At 55.6% G+C, this 15,836-nt stretch carries 9 protein-coding genes and 2 pseudogenes; 7 read left to right on the top strand and 4 right to left on the bottom strand.

Annotated features, from left to right (window positions below; genetic code table 11):
• The first annotated feature begins 951 nt into the window (after positions 1-951).
• A pseudogene (locus ACRXB1_RS14035) lies at positions 952-1,986 on the top strand (DMT family transporter).
• Between the two features lie 546 nt (positions 1,987-2,532).
• On the opposite strand, the gene ACRXB1_RS14030 reads toward ACRXB1_RS14035, so the two are convergent.
• Positions 2,533-2,805: a DUF4148 domain-containing protein gene (locus tag ACRXB1_RS14030; RefSeq protein WP_449492332.1), complete on the bottom strand. Its 273-nt coding sequence runs from the start codon at positions 2,803-2,805 to the stop codon at positions 2,533-2,535.
• Positions 2,806-4,200: 1,395 nt separating this feature from the next.
• On the opposite strand from ACRXB1_RS14030, the pseudogene ACRXB1_RS14025 reads away from it, so the two are divergent.
• From ACRXB1_RS14025 to ACRXB1_RS14000, 6 genes and pseudogenes are all read left to right on the top strand, one after another.
• A pseudogene (locus tag ACRXB1_RS14025) lies at positions 4,201-5,777 on the top strand (IS3 family transposase).
• Positions 5,778-6,104: 327 nt separating this feature from the next.
• Positions 6,105-7,283, top strand: coding sequence for a TolC family protein (locus ACRXB1_RS14020; protein WP_449492331.1), 1,179 nt, complete (start codon positions 6,105-6,107; stop codon positions 7,281-7,283).
• A gap of 8 nt (positions 7,284-7,291) precedes the next feature.
• Positions 7,292-8,764, top strand: coding sequence for an efflux RND transporter periplasmic adaptor subunit (locus tag ACRXB1_RS14015; protein ID WP_449492330.1), 1,473 nt, complete (start codon positions 7,292-7,294; stop codon positions 8,762-8,764).
• 99 nt (positions 8,765-8,863) lie between these two features.
• Complete coding sequence (locus ACRXB1_RS14010; protein WP_449492329.1) at positions 8,864-12,097, top strand: efflux RND transporter permease subunit; 3,234 nt, start codon at positions 8,864-8,866, stop codon at positions 12,095-12,097.
• Entirely contained in the window at positions 12,094-12,777 is a 684-nt protein-coding gene (gene irlR / locus ACRXB1_RS14005; RefSeq protein ID WP_449492328.1) for a heavy metal response regulator transcription factor IrlR, read from the top strand. The genes ACRXB1_RS14010 and irlR overlap by 4 nt, the downstream gene beginning before the upstream one ends.
• Positions 12,774-14,180 carry a heavy metal sensor histidine kinase gene (locus ACRXB1_RS14000; protein ID WP_449492327.1) on the top strand — a complete coding sequence of 469 codons (1,407 nt, stop codon included), beginning with the start codon at positions 12,774-12,776 and terminating at the stop codon, positions 14,178-14,180. Before irlR ends, ACRXB1_RS14000 begins: the two co-directional genes overlap by 4 nt.
• 196 nt (positions 14,181-14,376) lie before the next feature.
• Here the strand turns inward: ACRXB1_RS14000 and merE are convergent, their stop codons facing one another.
• The 3 genes from merE to ACRXB1_RS13985 form a co-directional block, all read right to left on the bottom strand.
• Positions 14,377-14,613, bottom strand: a complete 237-nt coding sequence (gene merE, locus ACRXB1_RS13995; protein WP_449492326.1) for a broad-spectrum mercury transporter MerE — start codon at positions 14,611-14,613, stop codon at positions 14,377-14,379.
• Complete coding sequence (merB, locus tag ACRXB1_RS13990; RefSeq protein ID WP_449492325.1) at positions 14,606-15,262, bottom strand: organomercurial lyase MerB; 657 nt, start codon at positions 15,260-15,262, stop codon at positions 14,606-14,608. Before merB ends, merE begins: the two co-directional genes overlap by 8 nt.
• A gap of 16 nt (positions 15,263-15,278) precedes the next feature.
• On the bottom strand, positions 15,279-15,836 hold a 558-nt coding region (locus ACRXB1_RS13985; protein WP_449492324.1), incomplete at its 5' end, for an FAD-dependent oxidoreductase.

The raw sequence follows: 15,836 nt of genomic DNA, 5'->3' as shown, positions 1-15,836 counted from the left end.
CGTCGCAGACGCACTAAATTGCAGACCGCGTAAAAGCCTTGGATGGAAATCACCAGCAGAAGCACTAAGAGATCTACTACTTGCGTCATAAACATTAGGTGTTGCAACGACCCCTTGAACCTAAGCATCTAGCGCCTTGCGACTGGGGTTACTGCGTTTATTCCCAATCTCACTCGGCTTGTCGGGGCGATGCGCAAGGCCCCAATCACGTCCGCAGGTGTCCGGATGTCTGTTCGACGTGCTCTAACTTCCTGACAACCGAAAAACACCGCCCGTTCTGGGAGACCCGGTGCAAGGAAGATCTTCTGTTTTTAAGTCGTTCTGGCCTTTGCGAGCAGACTGTCCGTATAGTCCAGCGGCGAAGCGAAAATTCAGCGAAAGTGCTTTCCGGGCTAAATAAGCACGCTCATCTTGTCGAATCGAGCGCAGGTGGAAGCTCATGAAAAAGGGTGTCTTCCAAACTGCCTCCGTGCGTAGTCGTGTGGAATCTGCGATCGCTTATCTGGTACAAGAAACAACCGGGCCGTTGAGCGTTGCAAAAGTTTGCTCTGTCGCGGGCGTAAACCGTGGGAATTTGTACGTCTGTCATCCGGACCTCGTCCATGCAATCCTTGCAAAACGAGTTCGATCACCCCTAAGCTCTCCTGAGCGCATCGCTTCGCCGACGAAGGTAGAGTTGCGGCGGCAACTTCGACAGTTATCGTTAGAGAATAAAGCGCTTTTATATTTGCTTCTCGAAAAACGGTTGAGCTTAGATGACCCATCCACGTGAACATGGGCAATTTGATGCACGGATTAATCACGTCCCAAGACCGCGGCAACGGCGGTTTCTCCGAAAAGCCTCGACACGCAAGCGTCGTGTCGCGACGATGCCGATAAGTGTTCGAAGGTTGTACATGAGGGCACGGGAAAGGGCAATTTTTTAACCTTTTAGTCTCATCTCCGATCCATATGTCCGCACGTCATAACGCCGCGTTCACCGCCTTGCTCGCAGCCGCCTTATTCGGTGCAACAACGCCACTCGCCAAGGCGCTGCTGGGATCGCTGTCGCCCTTCATGGTCCGGGCCTGTTTTATCTCGGCAGTGGAATTGGGCTAGCCGTTGGAATCGTGTTCCAGCGGCTGTTCCGTACGCTCGCGAGCAAGAGAACCAGAGCCGAATACAATTAACCGAAGTGCCTTGGTTGCTTGGGGCAATTGCCGCTGGTGGTGTGGCAGGCCCCGCGTTTCTGATGTTCGGATTGAACACCGCACCTGCCGCCTCCAGCTCGCTATTACTCAACCTCGAAGGGGTGATTACTGCTGTACTTGCATGGGTCGTCTTTCGAGAAAACGAGAAAACGTCGATCTGCAAATCTTTCTTGGGATGGTAGCGATCGTGGCGGGAGGCATAGTACTCTCCTAGCGACCGGGTGTGGCAGCCTGCATCTGCTGGGCGGTTGACAATAATCTGACCCGTAAGGTGTCGACCAACGACGCTATGGTGATTGCTGTCCTGAAAGGGCTGGTGGCGGGCTCCGTCAATCTGGCTATCGCTTTGCTTCTCGGTGCACGTGTGCCCGAAGTGTTCAAGGTTGCCACGGCGATGCTTACAGGCTTCGCGGGTTATGGCGTGAGCTTGGTGCTCTTCGTCGTTGCCCTGCGCAAACTCGGCACAGCCAGAACCGGCGCGTATTTTTCCGTTGCACCAATATTTGGGGTGGCGCTATCGATCGTTCTATGGCCAGAAATACCGTCGTTTCCTTTCTGGGTGGCTGCAGTGTTAATGGCGCTCGGCATCTGGCTCCATATTTGCGAGCGGCACGAACATTCCCATACACACGAAGTCTTGAGCCACAATCATCCGCACCGGCACGATGAGCACCACCAGCACATCCACGAATTTGGTTGGGACGGTGAAGAAACCCACACACATGCGCACGAGCACGTACGCATTACCCATACGCACGCCCACTTCCCAGATATCCACCATCGTCATATTCACTGATGACCCAGTGCCATGAGGTTGGCGTACCCAGAACGGAATAGCGGATGCGAAAAACTCCTGACGCGTGAGCTATCCTACAACGACTGTCCTAACTCGGATGTCCTTCTTGCTTGGTAGACGAAACTTTGTCATTGCGTAGTCCATCAAGATCGACAATTTCGAAGCTCCAGCCATCACACTCACATTGATCCGTGGTCCGCGGCATTTTCCCAAGAGAAGGATCAACATTCCGCTCAGTGTGCTGTACCTGCCACGTTCCTCCGTCTTCGTACGTAACGCGTGTCCAGCTTCCGTGAAATACGCATTTCGAGAGTACGGAAGTGTGGGAATGGTTGATTTGTCTGACGATGCGTTGATCTCAGTCATTCCGGCCGGCCGTTCGCCGCACTGCGTATATTTCAACAATCTCGGTCCTCGGGCTATTTAAACGGCGATCGGCAAAGGGACCTTTCAGGCGCCCTCGCTATTAGTAGCCAACAACCGCCTCATTAGGCCGGTCAACGCGTCGGAAGAGCAGGCACCGGTCGGGTTGACCCGTCTGCACGATTACCGACCTGCGACTGTATCGTGATGATCCGCTTGAACCGGTATTTGCTCGCCGGCATGCTTGGTCAGCGCATGAACTTCCTTGTTACGAGCAACCCGAGCCGGGCTTGGCGGGTAGTCATGCTTGGGAGCAGGGACGATTCCATCGTGCTGCGCCTGTGCCAACTCCTGCTTAACTTGCTCACGGGTTTTGCCGCTCGACGGCACCTGTGCAAATGCAACTGCTGAGGCACATGCGAAAACAACGACAGCTGAAATTTTCGACGCTTTCATAATTGATCTCTCGGTTAAGAACCGCCGATGTGGCGGCTTGGAGAGAAGTCTGCATAGTCAGCGGTGCGTGACGATGATCTCACGATGATAATTTTGTCAGATTTGCAGCTTTAAACAGCAAGTTGCTTCACACGGACTTTATGTGATTCAACTAAGGACGATCGGCTCGCCTTAGATAACGCTTACCCCGACGAAGAAAGACTATTGGAATCGTTCTCACCCTCGCTACAATGCGCTGAATAATGTCGCCCAAGTCCGCATTCTACTTGCCCGTGATCGCATACGGTTTCATAGGCAGCCTACGCTTCGCGTTGGCGAGGCTGATCGACCAGATGAGAGTCCGGCCTTCCAACCTGAAATGAACTGCTGCATCACCGGCAATCAAGATGATAAAAATATCATCTAGCCGTCATGTTCTCATCGGACCTCTCTCCTCAAAATGAGATCACTCGAAGATCACTTCGACCCGATATATTTTGTAGGTAGTTCCAATGAAACATGCTCTCATGTTGATCGCAGTCTTCGCGGCAACCCTTTCTTCGACTGCTTTTGCCGATGGTGGTCATAACTATCCGTCATGGGACCTCCACAGATCAAATTTTCGAGCGCAAAGCGAATCGGAATCGGGCCAGCGAGGCGCTGTCGTTAAAAAAGCTCCTGCGCACGAGGCGTCTGACGGTGTGCCTCAAGACATAAGGAAGGGCGCTCGTACCGCACCGTCAATCAGTGCTTTGATCCACCGAGCGGGACCGTAACCACACAAGCCGAACCGAACGCTATCTACGCGAGCTTGGCCCCAGCGGCTCGTCTAGAGCATCTCACCAAATATTTTTGGGCTTCGATCGCTTCGCAATCAGCCTGCCACGTACGTCATCCGCTTTAGGTTGGCTACATCGCGTCGTCTACTGCGTTCACTCAACTCCGTGGGTCTTGACGGCTGCGTGGGCGCGCCTGGTTTGAGCGACTCACGTTATTTCAGACTGATCGGACATCGACACTCGGGAATGCTCGCCTGGTCGGTGACCGAAGACAGCCTATCAAACTTGTCTCTATTAGCGTCAGGTGCTATTCATGATTGCGTTTAAAAGATGTAAAAGTCAAGAAAGAGGTGTTACCCCTTGGCTCCGTTCAGCTCTTTTAACTAAGGCGCTTAGCATCTGCACACTCGTGGCTGCGACAACCATGCTGACGGGATGCTCGTTCGTAAATGGAAATTCGCAAAAAGATCCTACCTCCTCGGCGAGTCCGATGGCTAAACGTGCGCCTCAGTTGAAGCCAGACTATCCATGTCAGAACCTCCACGTGAAGCTTCCATCGTGTCCTTCGCGTTAACCCCCTGCGTCACACTAGTTGTCGCCTCTGAATTTTCTTAATGAAGAGATCAGAGGTGGTAGATTGAAGACGAAACAAACGTATTCAGCCGAGTTTAAAGAGCAGGCGCTTGCGAAGGTCCTTAACCGCGGAAGCCGTACAGTCGGATCCGTGGCCGACGAATTGAACATGAATGCACTGACCTTAAGGAAGTGGATGAGAGGTAGCGCCACGGCGGCTCGGAGCTCGGACTCCGGACACGCAAAACGTCCAGAAGACTGGTCGCTGGAAGAGCGGCTGGTGGCGTTGCATGAGAGCCACGGGTTGGTCGACGAATCCCTGAACGCGTGGTGTCGTGAGAGGGGCTTGTTTGCCCATCATCTCGCGCAGTGGGGCGTGGACTTTTGCGTCGTCGGCAGGGCTGGCAATCGCCAGGAGAGCGCTCAGGAGATCCGTGAACTGAAGCAAGCCAATGTACAGCTTCAGCGCGAATTGAACCGTAAAGAGAAGGCCTTGGCTGAGGCGGCAGCGCTGTTGGTGCTGCAAAAAAAGTATCGTGCGTTGTTCGAGGACGAGGCGTAATGACCGCCCTTGAAGAGCGCAAAACATTGATTGGTCTGATCAGCGAGGCGACCTTGGCGGGGGCTCGCCAAGCCCCCGCGTGTGGCATTCTGGGGTTGAGCGAGCGTACTGTGCAACGTTGGCTGTGCGGCGAACCTGACGCGGTTGATGGACGCTCCTCACGATGCTATGAACCGTCCCACAAGCTTTCCGCCGATGAACGTGCCGAACTGCTGGCAGTCGCGAACTCCGCCGAATTCGGTCATTTGCCTCCGAGCCAGATCGTTCCCCGGCTTGCTGACCAGCAACGCTACATCGCCTCGGAATCGACCTTCTACCGGATACTGCGAGAGGAGCGTCAGCTCGCTCACCGGCGCAGTGAGCGAGCGCCCCGTTCGTGCTCCAAACCACGTGCAGTCGCGGCCGACGCGCCAAACCAGCTTTACAGCTGGGATATCACCTATTTGCCGTCAGCGATTCGCGGACAGTACTTTTATCTCTATCTGTTTATGGACGTATTCAGCCGGATGATCGTCGGCTGGCAGGTCTATGCCGAGGAGAGCGGTGCCCAGGCGAGCGAGGTCCTCAAGGATCTCTGCGCGCGTGAAGCGATACAGCCTGATCAAGTCATTCTGCATTCCGACAATGGCGGCCCGATGAAAGGCGCCACAATGCTGGCTACCTTGCAGGCCCTAGGTGTCATGCCATCATTGAGTCGCCCGGGTGTGAGCAACGATAACCCTTTTTCAGAATCGCTGTTCAAGACGCTGAAGTACCGTCCGGCCTATCCGCTAAAGCCATTCGACACCTTGGGCGCCGCGCGCAACTGGGTCACCGAACTGGTGCGCTGGTATAACCATGAGCATCGTCACAGCGCGATCCGCTTCGTCACGCCGGCTCAGCGTCACCGCAATCTCGACCAAGACATTCTTGATCGTCGTACGGCCCTCTACGAGACCGCTCGGCAAAGTAATCCGTTGCGTTGGAAAGGCCAAACGCGCAACTGGCAACGCATTGATGTCGTCCATCTCAATCCGGATCGCACCGACAAAATAAGCGTCGTTCCACAACCCCGTAACCAGGAGCAAAAAGCAGCTTGAATTTTATGCGTCGAGGCGACAACTAGCTTGAAAATTTCCGTTAACGGGTGCGTAGAGCTTTTTAGCCAACGGCTTACTGCAAGACTATCCCGTGAACATGACAAGAATCTCATGTTCGTATCATGTTTGCGCCGCAACAAATTCGTATGATCCTTTATCTACAACGACCTACTGAGTTAGAACATGCGCATATGCGTTTTTGGAGCAGCGATTTTGACTACGTTTGCCGGAACGGTCGCAGCACAGACGAACTCAGCTGATGCGTCGACACCGCTCCGCTTTGACGGGTCCACGCATGTCACAACTGAGGCTAGTCAAGCTAATCCGATGACGCTGGAAGATGCACAGCGTATCGCGCTCGACAACAATCCTTTCCTCCGAAGCGCTCGCTCCGAAGTAGACGCGACAATGGGAACATATATTCAGGCCGGTGCTCGACCCAACCCAGAAGTGTCGTTTTTGCAGGAGGGGTTCAAGGGTAACGAGCGGACTTCAACGGGCCTTATCAATCAGCGCATTGAACTCGCGGGCCAACGATCATATCGCTTGGACGCCGCCTCCTATGCGCGGCAAGGTGCACTCGCATCACTCGATGGGCGAGTGGCCATCCTGCGTGCCGATGTCAGCACAGCGTTTTATGGAGTGTTGTTCGCGCAAAAACAGGTTGAACTCGCTCGTGATTCCGCCGATATCGCAAGTCGCTCAGCACAATTGGTTCAGCGGCGCGCAACGGCAGGGAAAGTGTCTCCGGTGGAGGCGACCCGCGCGCAGGTCGCTGCAACCGAAGCTCAAATCGCTCTTGCGAGCGCGAATGCCTTTGTGTCCGCCGCGCAGGTGAGGCTGGCGTCGACCATTGGCATGCTCGACCTAGGGGAAAGAGCTTTAACAGGTGACGCCGAAGCACTTCAGGTGCCTATCGGAATGTCTGTGCTCCAACAGAGAATTGAAGACTCGCCGGCCGCCCGGAGAGCAGTTGCGGAAATAGGACGATCGAATGCGATTGTGTCCCTTGAGCGCGCGAGGCGCACGCCGGATATCACCGTGAGCGCTGGTATGAAACGCATCGTTGCAGGAGGCATGCCGAGCAATCAAGCCGTGGTTGGAATATCGATCCCGCTGCCGATATTCGATAGCAACAAGGGCGCGTTGCTGGAGGCTACGCACCGTGCGGAGAAAGCCAAATCTGATCGTGACGGAGAGCTTGCCCAAATGCGCGCGGATCTCGCTCAAGCATATGCCAGCTATGACGCGGCTAGCATCGAGGCGCGGCGCTTAAAGGGTGAGGTGCTGCCAGCCGCCCGCCAGGCGCTGGATGCCACTTCACGCGGGTTCGACCTGGGTAAATTCAGTTTCATAGATGTGCTTGACGCACAACGCACATTATTTCAGACACGGTCGCAGTATCTCAAGGCTTTAATCGCGGCCCGTCAGTCCTATGCGGACCTTGAACGCGTCGTCGGAAGTATCGATCTGGCGTCTCAACCATCCCCGTCTACCCAACCCTAAGGCATGTCATGGCAAGCAAAAAAAATCTCGTTATGGCTGCCGGCGGCTCTGCGGTCCTCGTTGCAGTCTTGCTGTTATCGGCAAATTATTTTGGCATGGACATTAACGGAGCATCGCCTGCGAATGCCGCACTGGCGGCTGACGCATCCGTGGGACCTCGTGGAGGAACGGTACTCACAAGCGGGACCCAATCAATTGAGGTCGTCTTTGCTGAGCAAGGCGAAAGTGTCCAACTTGAGGTACACCCTCTTTCTAAAGGCAAACCAATAGGACTTGCTGGCGTGTCGATATCCGGGACTATAAAGCGCTACGACGGAACACAACAGTCAGTCATTCTTGTCGCGTCGGGTCAGAAATTTGTCCTGCCTGAGCCAATTGCAAAGCCGCATGTGTTCGACGTCTCGTTAAAAGTCCGTTCTTCCGGTGCGGTTGCGTCCTATGAGGTGTCGCGGGCAGACGGTGCCATCCAATTAGCGCCAGAGCAGTTGAAGGCATCGGGCATTGCGACCAAACAATCGGGGCCAGTTTTGGTCGCTAGCTCCTTCGTCCTTCCCGGAGAAATCAGATTCAACGAAGACGTGACCGCTCATATAGTGCCTCGCGTAGCCGGCATAGTTGAGAAAGTCTCCGTATCCTTGGGTCAGCGGGTTGGAAAAGGTGAAGTTCTTGCCATCATAGCGAGCACTGACCTAGCAGATCGACGAAGCGAACTGCTCACGGCCGAGCGCAGATTATCGGCGGCACAGGCGACGTACGCGCGAGAGAAGACGCTATGGCAGGAAAAAATCTCGGCTGAACAGGATTACCTTCAGGCTCAGACGCAGTTGCGTGAGGCGGAGATTGCAACTTCAAGCGCTCGTCAGAAATTGCTTGCGCTCAATGCATCTGCCGCTACTGGAGCGCTCAATCGGTACGAGCTGCGGGCTCCCTTTTCAGGAACGATCGTTGAAAAGCATGTAACCGCAGGTGAAGCGGTCGCGGCTGACGCCAACGTCCTAGTGCTGTCCGACCTTAACACGGTATGGGCTGAGATGGCCGTTCCAGCACAACGGCTAAATGATGTGCAAGTAGGTCGAGATACCACGATCAGCGCTGCAGCCTTCGATTCGAAAGCTTCCGGAAAAATCGCGTACGTCGGATCTTTGCTGGGCGAGCAAACACGTACCGCGCCCGCGCGAGTCGTGCTAGGCAATCCGAATGGCTCGTGGCGCCCGGGCATGTTCGTCAATGTATCGGTAACCGCAGGGTCAAAAAACGCACCCATCGCGGTAGCCGCCGACGCGTTGCAAGACATTGACGGCAAGCCCGCCATTTTTGTGCAAACGTCGAAAGGATTTGTTGCGCAAAACGTCGAACTGGGCCGTCGCGACGACAACTTCGTTGAAGTCACAAAAGGGTTGAGAGCGGGTCAGCAGTATGCCGCTGCTAATAGCTTTGTACTAAAAGCCGAGCTTGAAAAAGGCAGCGCTGAAGGGCATTAAGCAAAGGCGCCGCTGAAGGGTTTTAAGCTCATTTTAGCCTCCACAGGTATGACCCCGACAACAACTTGACGGCTCGACGCCCTCGGGAAGGACAGTACTATGTTTGAGCGTTTAATTCGTTTTGCGATCGCGCACCGCTGGCTGGTCATAATTGCTGTAGCCGCGGCGGCGGCCTTGGGTGTGTACAGTTATCAAAAGCTGCCAATTGACGCGGTCCCCGACATTACCAATGTCCAGGTCCAGATCAACACATCTGCACCTGGGTACTCACCGCTCGAGTCTGAACAGCGAATCACGTATCCGGTCGAAACTGCGATGGCTGGTCTTCCTGATCTAGAGCAGACGCGTTCAATTTCACGGTATGGATTGTCACAAGTCACCGTCATCTTCAAGGAGGGGACTGATATCTACTTCGCACGGCAGCTAGTCAATGAACGGCTGCAGGAAGCAAAGGACAAGCTTCCACCTGGCGCAACACCTGCGATGGGTCCCACTTCGACGGGCTTGGGCGAGATCTTTCTTTGGACTGTAGAAGCAGACCGGAATGCACGTAAGCCGGATGGAACCGCCTACACAGCAACAGACTTGCGTGAGTTACAGGACTGGGTAATCAAGCCGCAACTTCGCAATGTGGCGGGCGTAACCGAGGTCAATTCGATTGGCGGCTTCGTCAAAGAATTTAGAGTTGCTCCGAACCCTACCAAGTTGATGTCATATGGTCTGTCGCTTGGCGACGTGGTTCGTGCGCTTGAGCGAAACAATGCGAACGTAGGCGCAGGCTACATAGAAAAACGAGGCGAACAATATCTTGTCCGCGTGCCTGGGCAAACCAAGTCCATCGACGACATTGCCAATGTCGTATTGACGAACGTCGGCGGAGTGCCAGTGCGCATCCGCGATGTGGCGTTAGTTGAGATCGGCCGAGAACTTCGCACGGGCGCTGCTACGGCCAATGGTCAGGAAGTCGTCCTAGGTACTGTGTTCATGCTGATGGGCGAGAACAGCCGGAGGGTCGCAAAAGCAGTCGCGAAAAAGATGGAGGAGGTCAACCGCTCCCTTCCCAGTGGGGTGCGTGCCATTACCGTCTACGATCGTACGGTGTTGGTCGAAAAAGCAGTAGCCACCGTCAAAAAGAACCTGCTGGAGGGCGCGTTGCTTGTCATCGCTGTCCTGTTCCTTTTTCTCGGCAACATTCGTGCTGCAATAATTACGGCAGCCGTCATTCCGCTCTCAATGTTGATCACGTTCACGGGGATGGTCAATGGAAAAATCAGTGCGAACCTGATGAGTCTAGGCGCCCTCGATTTCGGCATCATCGTCGACGGGGCGGTGGTGATTGTCGAAAACTGTATCCGGCGACTTTCGCACGCACAAACAACTGCAGGTCGGCCGCTATCTCGCGATGAGCGGTTTGCAGAAGTCTTCGCAGCCTCCCAGGAGGCGCGTCGTCCGCTGATATTCGGCCAGCTGATCATTATGGTGGTGTATTTGCCGATCCTCGCGCTTGCTGGCGTGGAGGGCAAAATGTTTCACCCGATGGCCATCACGGTCGTTATCGCTCTCGCAGCCGCAATGCTCTTGTCGGTCACGTTCATTCCGGCGGCCGTGGCGCTGTTCATTGGGCGCCGTGTCGCGGAGAAGGAAAGCCGTGTGATGGGCTGGGCGAAACGCGGTTATGAGCCAGCGTTAAACGCATTCCTCGCTCGTCCAAAACGCGTGCTGGGAGCGGCAGTCGTGATCGTCATGTTGACACTATTACTTGCGACACGGCTCGGGAGTGAATTTATACCCAGCCTGAACGAGGGTGACATGGCCCTTGCAGCGGTGCGCATCCCCAGTACCAGTTTGACTCAGTCTCTTGCGATGCAAAAAACGGTCGAGACAACGCTTAAAGAACGGTTTCCACAGATCGAACGCGTTTTTGCGCGGACAGGAACGGCAGAGATCGCTGCTGACCCGATGCCACCAAACGTGTCTGACGGCTACATCATGCTGAAGCCCATTGATCAATGGCCCGACCCGAAACAATCGCGCGAGGCACTTCTTTCAGAGATGCAAGAGGTGGTCGAGAAGCTCCCCGGCAACAATTTTGAGTTCTCGCAGCCAATCCAACTTCGGTTCAACGAGCTGATTTCTGGGGTTCGAAGCGATGTCGCGGTAAAGATCTTCGGCGATGACATGGCAGTTTTAAACGCAACAGCCTCGAAAACTGCGGCAATACTGCAAAAAGTGCCCGGTGCGTCCGAGGTTAAGGTCGAGCAGACCACAGGCCTTCCTGTGCTGACGGTTAATTTGGACCGGGAGAAGCTCGCGCGTTATGGCGTCAATATCGCCGATGTTCAGGATACCGTTGCGGCCGCCGTCGGCGGTCAGACAGCAGGAACACTGTTTCAAGGCGATAGGCGTTTTGATATCGTTGTTCGCCTCCCTGATGACTTGCGTACCGATATTGAAGCGATCAAGCGGCTGCCCATTGCGTTGCCCACAACGGGGGTGGGTGCGGGCGCGAGCTCCGTTCAGTTACAAGCGCCGTACGTGCCATTGGCCGAATTGGCTAACATTGACGTATCGCCTGGCCCGAATCAGATTAGTCGAGAAGATGGCAAGCGGCGGATCGTGATTAGCGCGAATGTCCGTGGTCGAGATGTGGGATCATTTGTGGCTGAAGCGCAGGAAAAGTTACGTCAGGGTGTCCAAATTCCTTCCGGATATTGGGTGTCGTGGGGTGGCCAGTTCGAGCAGCTGCAAACGGCCACTGCACGCCTGCAACTGGTCGTACCGGTAGCGCTGTTGCTGGTCTTCCTGCTGCTTTTTATGATGTTTAATAACGCTAAAGATGGCCTGCTCGTATTTACCGGGATTCCTTTTGCATTGAGTGGGGGCGTGTTGTCATTGTGGATGCGAGGAATCCCGTTATCGATCTCCGCAGCGGTCGGATTTATTGCGCTGTCGGGCGTGGCAGTACTAAATGGCTTGGTGATGATTTCTTTTATTCGTAGTTTGCGTGAAGACGGGCGAGACCTGGATTCCGCTGTGACTGAGGGTGCATTCACACGACTTCGACCAGTCTTGATGACCGCGTTGGTGGCTTCGCTCGGTTTCTTGCCGATGGCGTTTGCTACAGGGACGGGGTCAGAGGTGCAGCGGCCACTCGCGACCGTGGTGATTGGAGGCATTATTTCGTCCACTGCGTTAACCTTGCTCGTGCTGCCCGTGCTGTATCGGACATGTCATTCCACATCGTTCCGAGGAGCAGCAATCAACATGCTTCGTCCGCTAATTCCAATTCGGTTACGTCGACGGTTTGGTCAGTCGGCAGGAGAAGGTGTATGAAAATCCTAATCGTCGAGGACGAGGTAAAAACGGGCACGTACCTTCGCAAGGGCTTAAACGAGGCTGGGTTCGTTGCCGACTGGGTGGCCGATGGCGTGAGCGGTTTGCATCAGGCTCGAACGGAAGACTACGATCTGATAATTTTGGACGTAATGCTTCCGGGGCAGGATGGATGGAGCATCCTTAATGAACTGCGCAAGACGCATCTCACTCCAGTTTTGTTTTTAACCGCGCGCGATGACGTGGGCGATCGCGTCAAGGGGCTGGAGCTGGGCGCGGACGATTATCTTGCGAAGCCGTTCGATTTTGTTGAATTGGTTGCGCGAGTGAGATCGATACTGCGTCGCGGGCAGGGTCGCGACTCCGCCACATTGAAAGTCGCTGACCTCGAGCTCGACGTGACCCGACGAAAGGCGACGCGTCACGGCAAGACGATCTTATTGACGGCGAAGGAATTCGCGTTGCTTTGGTTGTTGATGCGACGCCAGGGCGAGATCCTGCCACGCTCGACCATAGCGTCCCAGATATGGGATATGAATTTCAACAGCGACACTAACGTCGTTGATGCAGTGATCCGCAGGGTAAGAGCGAAGGTCGACGATGATGTCGAGCCGAAGCTGATTCATACGGTTCGTGGTATGGGCTATGTGCTTGAAGAGCGAGCGCGGCCGCCCGAATGATGATAAGCCTGCTGCCGCGAACGCTGCGCGCTCGCCTGACAATACTTTTCGCGGTTTCGACATCGATGCTTTTGGCCGCTAGTGGCTTGTTGCTTTATCAGGCACTCAAGACCAACATTGCTTCAATGTCGGAACAAGAAATGACCACTACCTTGACAGCCGTACGTTCGCATTTGAGTGAAGTCAAGACTGTCGAAGATGTTGCGTCCGATAGTGCACCGCTTGCGGACCCCCTTCACGGGCACCAAAATCTTGACCTAGCGCTTTACGACTTCCACGGTCGCCGACTCACGGGTACGAGCGGATATCGTGCAAACAACGCTGTTCTTGCGGCGGAAGTCGATGCGGCACCCAAAACGATACTTATCCCTGGAACGACCCTCAGGTATCTAGTCGCGCTGGTGCCCCTGGATGGCTTGCAAGGACCCGTGGTACGTGTGGCGGTCCAGTACGATGGTAGAAGTGAGCGGGCGCTATTAAAAGCGTATGCGTTGAGTGTTCTCTTCGTGGTGGTGGTTGGGACTCTGATCACCGCGGCGGTCGCTTACATGATTGCTAGCTTCGGCCTGCGTCCGCTTGGACGTTTGACTGCGAAGGCCGAAGCAGTTTCAAGCAGCCGACTTGCTCAACCGTTGGCGGAAGGCGATATGGCTGGGGAACTTAAGGATTTAAGTCATGCGTTCAACCGTATGCTTGCCAGACTCGACGATTCGTTCAGTCGCCTTAGCCGGTTTTCGTCGGATCTCGCGCACGACATGCGAACGCCTCTAACCAATTTGCTGGCCGAAGCGCAGGTCGCGCTTTCGAAACCCCGAAGTGCGCAAGAATATCGTATGGTCATCGAATCAAGCGTTGACGAGTGCCAACGGCTTTCGCGCATGATCGATGACATGTTGTTCCTAGCCCGCAGCGACAATGCGCAACAGAAGCTCGTCTTCACGGAAATTAATGGCCGTTCAGAAGCAGAGCGAATTGCTGGGTTCTATGAGATATCAGCCGACGATGCTGGTGTCGGGATTGACGTTACTGGCGAGGTGAAGTTCTTTGGTGATCCGCTTTTGGTACAACGCGCTATCAGCAATCTGGTGTCGAATGCGATCTCCCATGCTCCCCAGGGTACCACTGTCCAGATACGCTGCGAGACGCACGGGACTTCTGGGGAGATCAGTGTGACTGACTTTGGCCGAGGCATATCGGCCGAGCATATAGATCGTATCTTTGATAGATTTTATCGTGTCGATCCAGCACGGTACGGGTCTGCTCTAGGGACAGGACTTGGGCTCGCCATTGTGCGTTCGATTATGCAAGAGCATGGCGGCGAATGCACCGTCACCAGCGTCCCAAACATTCGAACGACCTTCAAGCTGATTTTCCCCAACAGTTCTTCGGTTCTGTCGGACTAGGGGTGCCCTCAAGAAACGGATTTTTTCGTACGCTAAGGCCGAAATCGCCAGATTGAGCCTTAGAGCTTGGGTAGCCGGCGTCAGATAATTTGGAGGCAGACTTTAACATGACGACATTTGCTTCCCGGGCCTGAGGTCCAGTTGAGATATGCCTCAGCCGGACACCGACGTGGGACTGAGGGCACCGATGCGCATATTAGCGAGGTGAGCGGAGCGCGTGCAGCGCCCGTGTGAGCGACAAGGCAAATAACGCCAGCAGCACGCCCACAGCGATGCCCTTATGCTGGCTGACGAGTGCTCCGGCCGCGGTGCCGAATAGCGCCAGCAGCATGATCGGCAGATGGCATGGGCAGGTGAGCGTAGCGAGCGCACCCCAGAGCCAAGAGCGCCAGCCGGAGCTGTGAGGGGAACGCGGCATGGCCGAGTTACTCACGGTCTGCGCTCCCCGCGTTTCGCAGACAGGTGGCCCGCAACAGTCGCTCGGCACGCTCGCGGCCCACGGAGAAGGCGTCCCGGACGCTCACGATTTCGATGCAATGGTGCGTCGCGGCCCACTGCTGACCCGTGGCGACAGAGGCAAAGAAATGCACGTGGCAACAGAACGCAGCGCGGATATCGGCTGTGGCCTGTGGAAGTAGCAGCGATACAGCCGCACCGGCCAGTTCGACTTCCTGTATCTCGTTGGGCGTGACCGTAAACGAGACCGGCATGCCAGTGGCCGCACAACACGAAACCACGTGGGCTGTCCGATTGATCAGCGTCGGGAAGAATAAGGTGTCGAAGGCGCACCACGTGTACAGGCGTCGGCCGCCGACTTCGAAGGTGTGCGGGGTCTCACGCAACGTCAAAGCGTAGCCGACGACGTTGCCATCGTCGTCCCATTCGGTGCTGACCGCCTGTTTGAGTGCAGCGGTCACACGCCTGACGGGCCAGTCCATGGCCGGAGCCAGCGCGGCTGGAGAAACCGGCGCCCCATTGCTGAGTTCACGCAGCAGTACAACATAGAGATCTGCAAAACCTTCCAACTGGTTGGCCATCATCAGGCGCTCGACCAGTTCGGCCGTGTAACGGGCAAGGTTCATCGTCGTCCCCCGCAGCTTATCCGGCACAGCATGAGAGCTGCTTCACATCCTTCGAGAAGGTCTGCGCGGCGAGCTTGAGCCCCTCGACCATCGTCAGGTACGGGAACAGCTGGTCAGCGAGGTCCTGCACGGTCATCCTTGCACGAATCGCGATCGCGGCCGTCTGGATGATTTCGCCCGCCTCGGGCGCCACCGCCTGCACGCCGATGAGCCGGCCGCTGCCGGCTTCCGCCACCAGCTTGATGAAGCCGTGCGTGTCGAAGTTCACCAGCGCACGCGGAACATTGTCGAGCGTCAGTGTGCGACTGTCGGTCTCGATGCCCGCCTGGTGCGCCTGCGCCTCGCTGTAGCCGACCGTCGCAACCTGTGGCTCAGTGAAGACGACTGCCGGCATCGTATCGAGATTCAGCCGCGCATCGCCGCCGGTCATGTTGATCGCCGCGCGCGTACCGGCCGCCGCCGCGACATAGACGAACTGTGGTTGATTCGTACAGTCGCCCGCCGCATAAATGTCCGGTGCGCTCGTGCGCATGCCGGCGTCGATCACGACGGCGCCGTGCCCGTCGAGCTGCAA

It is taken from the genome of Caballeronia sp. M23-90, assembly GCF_053574605.1.
Note: the sequence above shows the minus strand (reverse complement) of the source record. Positions and strands in the feature narration are given on the sequence as shown.